Source organism: Actinomycetota bacterium (assembly GCA_036280995.1).
Taxonomy (GTDB): domain Bacteria; phylum Actinomycetota; class CALGFH01; order CALGFH01; family CALGFH01; genus CALGFH01.
This window is the reverse complement of record DASUPQ010000297.1, coordinates 1-2372: the sequence shown is the minus strand read 5'-3', so window position 1 is coordinate 2372 and position 2372 is coordinate 1. Positions and strand designations below refer to the sequence as shown.

The 2372-nt window shown below is 72.8% G+C and carries 2 protein-coding genes; both read right to left on the bottom strand.

Going from position 1 to position 2372, the window contains the following annotated elements; translation table 11 throughout:
• Positions 1-1226 (bottom strand): MBL fold metallo-hydrolase (locus VF468_10025; protein ID HEX5878646.1); only part of this gene is annotated, 1226 nt, incomplete at its 3' end.
• Between the two features lie 21 nt (positions 1227-1247).
• The gene (locus VF468_10020) at positions 1248-1913 is read right to left on the bottom strand and encodes a metalloregulator ArsR/SmtB family transcription factor (protein ID HEX5878645.1); all 666 of its coding nucleotides are present in this window, start codon (positions 1911-1913) and stop codon (positions 1248-1250) included.
• Between the last annotated feature and the right edge of the window lie 459 nt (positions 1914-2372).

The following is a 2372-nucleotide window of genomic DNA, read 5'->3' as shown; positions in this document are numbered from 1 at the left end:
GGCCCCTGGAGGAGCTGGGCCGGCAGCCGGTCGCCGCCCAGGGCGCCCAGCTCGACGGTCAGCGCGCCGGGGAGGTGGCCGTCGGCGACCTCGCTGGCCTGGCGGACATCCAGGACCACACCAGGCTGGTCGTCGAGTTGTTCGGCCGCGATCACGGGGAGCCGCACCTCGGTGAGGCCGGTTGCCCGCCAGGTGGCCATGCCGCCGGCCAGTTCACCCACCAGGTGGTCATAGCCGATGGTGCGGCACCGGCGGGCCAACTCGCCCCGGTCGTGGTCGTCGTCCAGCACGAAGACCAGCGGTCGGGTGTCGTCGACCAGCCAGCCCAGCCAGCTGACGAACGCTGACCGCAGCGCAATCGACAGCGCCCCCGGGATGTGGCCGGCCGCGAAGGCGGTGATGGGGCGGGCGTCGACCACCAGCCCGTCGGCGGCCAGGTGCTGTTGGGCCTGGTCGGTCGAGAGCAGGGGCAGAATCTCCCAGTCGCGGCCGAGCAGCTCGGGGCCGACCCGGTTGCGCTCCCGCAGCCGCAGGAAGTACGGCGGGTAACTACCGAAGCTGGCCAGCAGCTGGGCCACGAAGGCGTCCTCGTCAGGGGCGGCCAGGAGCCGGCTGTGGCGGCGTTCGGCGCCGATGCTGGTCGTGCGCTGGTCCCCGGCCGGAGCGGCGCAGAAGGAACCGGCGCCGTGGGTCGGGTACACGGCCAGCTCGTCGGGCAACGACAGGAGCCGCTGGTGCAGGGACCGGTAGGCGGCCCGAGCCAGCGGCTCGGTCAGTACGGGGTCGGCCAGGTCGGTGCGGGCCACCGTGCCCACCAGCAGGGCCCCACCGCTGAACAACGCCAGCGGCCGACCGCCGTCCAACAGCAGGTAGCTGACATGCTCGGGGGCGTGCCCGGGAGTGGCCAGGACCCGCAGGCTCAGCCCGCCCAGGTCGACCTCCTGGCCGTCCTCCAGGCCGCGATGGGCGAAGCCGAGCCGGCTGGCCCGGGGGGCGAGGACCTGGGCGCCGTCGGCGGCGGCCAGCTCCCGGCTGCCGGTCAGGAAGTCGGCATGCAGGTGGGTCTCGGCGGCGTAGGCGATCTGGAGCCGCCGCCGGCGGGCCAGCTCCAGGTACGGGGTGGGGTCGCGGGCCGGATCCATGACCAGGGCCCGCCGGTCGCCCAGCTCGACCACAGAGGCGCTGTTGCCCAGGCCTTCGTCCACGACGGGGTGGATCTGCAGCATGGCTGGCTCCTCCAACGCGGGTCAGGGTCGGGCCACGGCCAGCCCGGCGGCCTGCCATTCGGGCAGTCCGTCCTCCAGCCGCCAGGCCGCAAAGCCCTCCTGACGCAGCAGGGCGACGGCCTCGTGGGCAAAGGCGCAGTAAGGGCCGCGGCAGTAGGCGACGATCTCCCGGTCAGCGGGTAGCTCGGCCAGCCGCCGCCGCAACTCCCCGACCGGGATCGACACCGCCCCGGGCAGATGGCCGGCGGCGTGCTCGGCCGCCGGGCGCACGTCCAGGACGATCAGGTCGTCGCCGTCCTCCAGGCGGCGGGCCAGCTCCTCCCGGCTCACCGGCTCCAGCTCGTCCCGCCCGCCCAGATAGGCGGCGGCCAGCCGCTCGACCTCAGCCAACCGTGCCCCGGCCAGGGTCCGCAGGGTCCGCCAGAGCTCGAACACCTCCGGGGCGGCCAGCCGGTAATGGACCGACGTCCCCTCCCGCCGGCTGGCGACCAGGCCGGCCTGGCGCAGGATCTGCAGGTGCTGGCTGGTGTTGGCCACCGACAGGCCGACCTCGCCGGCGACCGCCTCCACGGTCCGTTCGCCGTTGGCCAGCACATCCACCAGCTCGATCCGCCGCCCGCTGGCCAGAGCCTTGCCGATGCGGCCGAACTCATCGAACAACGCCCGCTTGGCCTCCCGGTCACCCATGTAGCCTCCTCACCCACTTTATTCAAGTGATCACTTGATAACTTGAATGATGGCAGGTTAGTGCCCCGGCGGCAGCTCGACAAGCTGGACGAAGGAGCAGCCATGACCAGGTCAGACCCACTACCGTCCACCGGCAAGCGACACCCGATCTTCGCCCGCGTCTTCGCATCGGCGGGTATCGATCTGGGAGTCCCCAGCCCGGCGCGGTCCTCCAAGGACTGGGCATGCCGACCTCCCTGCTAGGGCCTTCCCCCGGGCGCCCAACGAAGGTCCGGCCGCCGCTGGTGCCGTGGTGCGTCAGGGCGTGGGCGGCGGCATGCTAACCAGCCGGAACCGCCGCGACGCCGCGGTAACATGGCCGTCGAGGACCCTGCTGTCGGCGGGAACCTCTACCATGCCGCCATGCCGACGCAGCTTGGCCTGGAGCAGCACCTGGAGGCGCTCGAGCGCAGCGGCGCC

What these genes read in the sequence shown, in the direction of transcription:
- VF468_10020 (HEX5878645.1), bottom strand. Translation starts at nt 1,913, where the DNA reads ATGGGTGACCGGGAGGCCAAGCGGGCGTTGTTCGATGAGTTCGGCCGC.